Annotated in this window: 2 protein-coding genes; both read right to left on the bottom strand. The window is 59.6% G+C overall.

Going from position 1 to position 1,985, the window contains the following annotated elements:
- Nucleotides 1–188: 188 nt before the first annotated feature.
- The gene (locus tag NW819_RS04035) at nt 189–1,019 is read right to left on the bottom strand and encodes a HEAT repeat domain-containing protein (RefSeq protein ID WP_414412961.1); all 831 of its coding nucleotides are present in this window, start codon (nt 1,017–1,019) and stop codon (nt 189–191) included.
- A 33-nt stretch (nt 1,020–1,052) separates the two neighbouring features.
- The gene (locus tag NW819_RS04030) at nt 1,053–1,910 is read right to left on the bottom strand and encodes a phycobilisome rod-core linker polypeptide (protein WP_414332161.1); all 858 of its coding nucleotides are present in this window, start codon (nt 1,908–1,910) and stop codon (nt 1,053–1,055) included.
- Nucleotides 1,911–1,985: the final 75 nt, after the last annotated feature.

Raw genomic sequence — 1,985 nt, 5'->3', positions numbered from 1 at the left:
CTCCTGCGATTTCTAGCTGAGGCAGTGCTACAGCCACGGAGCCCAACCCTGGTGCCGAGCGGACAGATTCTGACGGCTTTGAATCGCTGCAGAGGGATGCACAAACTCATGGGCAATGCCTTGATAGGTCAGTTGCAAAGGACTCCGTCCCGCTAATGTGAACAGCAAGGGCCCAGAAGCACCACCGCTCACAGCAGCTCGTCGATCAGCCGCAGCACCTGCTGCAGCTCAGCACCGGGGATCCTTTGATGTTGTTCCAGGTTGATCTCCACCAACTGTTTGAGGGCGAGGAGCTTCAGGTTGACCTCCACCGCCGCCACCGCAATGGCTTGTGCTGCCGGCAAATAGCCACTGGCCCCCAAATCCAAAAGGGCAGCCCGCCGCAGATGGATGTTGTGGTGATTCAACACCGACAGCAGGCGCTGAGCAAAAGTCGGATCCCCGGTGAGACGATAGCAGGCCCGTGCCGCCGCACATTGCAAGCGAATGGAAGTGTGCTCTAGGTAAGGACGAATTGGCTCCAGGGCAGCGGTCACTTGCAGTTGTCCAAGAGCCTCAACAATGGCTTCTAGGGCGGCTTGGGCTTCCGTCTGCAGTCCTTGCTCCACAAAGCGCAGCCCTTCCAGCAAAGCGGATCCCAGCTTTTCCACTTCGTCGGGATCCCTATGGAGGTTGTTGGCAAGGGCAATCTCAACCAGCGCCTGGGCAGCCGCCGCCACCACTTGGCCATCAGAGCAAGACAAAGCCGCCTTCAGGGGAGGGATCCCGGCGAGGGATCCCAGTTTACCCAAAGCACGAGCAGCGTTGCGCCGCAGCGGATATCCCCCTTGAGCGGTGCGATCCGTTTCATCGGCCAGGGCCTCGATCAGGGCAGGGATCCCTTCGGCAATGCGCATGCGCCCCAGCCACCAAGCCGCATAGTAGCGTTCCCCTGGATCCCCGTGGCGCAGCTTGGCGATTTGTCCAGCCGGGGTGAGATCCACCGACGGATTGGGATCCAGAGGAACAGCAGTGGTCATGGAATCAACAACGGAGAGGACACCGAGAAGGGATTAAGCGCTGCGGACACTGACGATCTTGGCGCCCGACTTGAGCAACCGCTGCATTGTTGCCGACAGTTGATCGGCAGAGACGAAAATCTGCTGGTTGGATTTGCGCACTCGGCTGGAAGTGGCCAGCGCCGAAGGCGGATTCAGCAGTCGGGTCACTTCCACACAGAACATGCGATCCGACTGGCCCGTTGGCGGCCCCAGGTGTTTGGAAATGGGGCTGGGCGGCAGCAGGCCCCGCACCCCAATGCGGCGAATGGCCGGGGTAAACCCGGTGGCCAAAGGCATCATCAGACGGGGTCTGGGCCCTTGGGAGCGATCGTTGTTGGCGTAGCCCCCGTAGAGGGCGAAGAGATTGGTAAAGTCGCGGGTGGAATGAGCCTTGCGGTATTCAAACCCACGCGGGTAGGGGACGATGTTGTCTCCAAAAGCTTCTAGGTATTCTGGGCTGTCGATGTAGGAATCGATCTCCGCGCTGTGGCCGCCAGATTGGTAGATGTCCAAATGGCGGGCGATGTCTTTGGGGCTGGTGGGAGCGCGTCCCAGCAGATGCTTGAAATTGAGCTCGATGGCCCGGGTTTGCGAGTTGGGGTAGAAAAACCGCTTTTTGTAGGCTTCGGACTTGGCGATCCATCGCACAAACTCCCGCACCGTCAGGCTGCCCTGGCGCAGCAGCGATTCCGCACTGGCTAGCTCCTTCCTATCGGCCCCAAACAAATGGTCGTTGCCCAGCACCTGACGGTAGATGGCCCGCAGCACCGCATTGAGCTGATCCTGGCTGGCGTTGGGGCGCAACTCCAGTGGGGTGGTCTCCGTAATGCCCCGGATCCCCATCCGGCTTGCCGCTGTAATTGCACTCATGCTGATTCCCCCGATTGAACTGAATGGACACAGATTGAGAACAAGCTTGCGTTTAGGGTCATTTCGATTCAAGCT

The sequence above is a fragment of the Synechococcus sp. R8-2 genome (assembly GCF_047461715.1).
Lineage (GTDB): Bacteria > Cyanobacteriota > Cyanobacteriia > Thermostichales > Thermostichaceae > Thermostichus.
This window is presented reverse-complemented; position numbering and strand designations above follow the sequence as displayed.

Bases quoted from the DNA above. Each gene is read 5' to 3' on its own strand.
- NW819_RS04035 (WP_414412961.1), bottom strand. From the start codon at position 1,019: ATGACCACTGCTGTTCCTCTGGATCCCAATCCGTCGGTGGATCTCACC.
- NW819_RS04030 (WP_414332161.1), bottom strand. From the start codon at position 1,910: ATGAGTGCAATTACAGCGGCAAGCCGGATGGGGATCCGGGGCATTACG.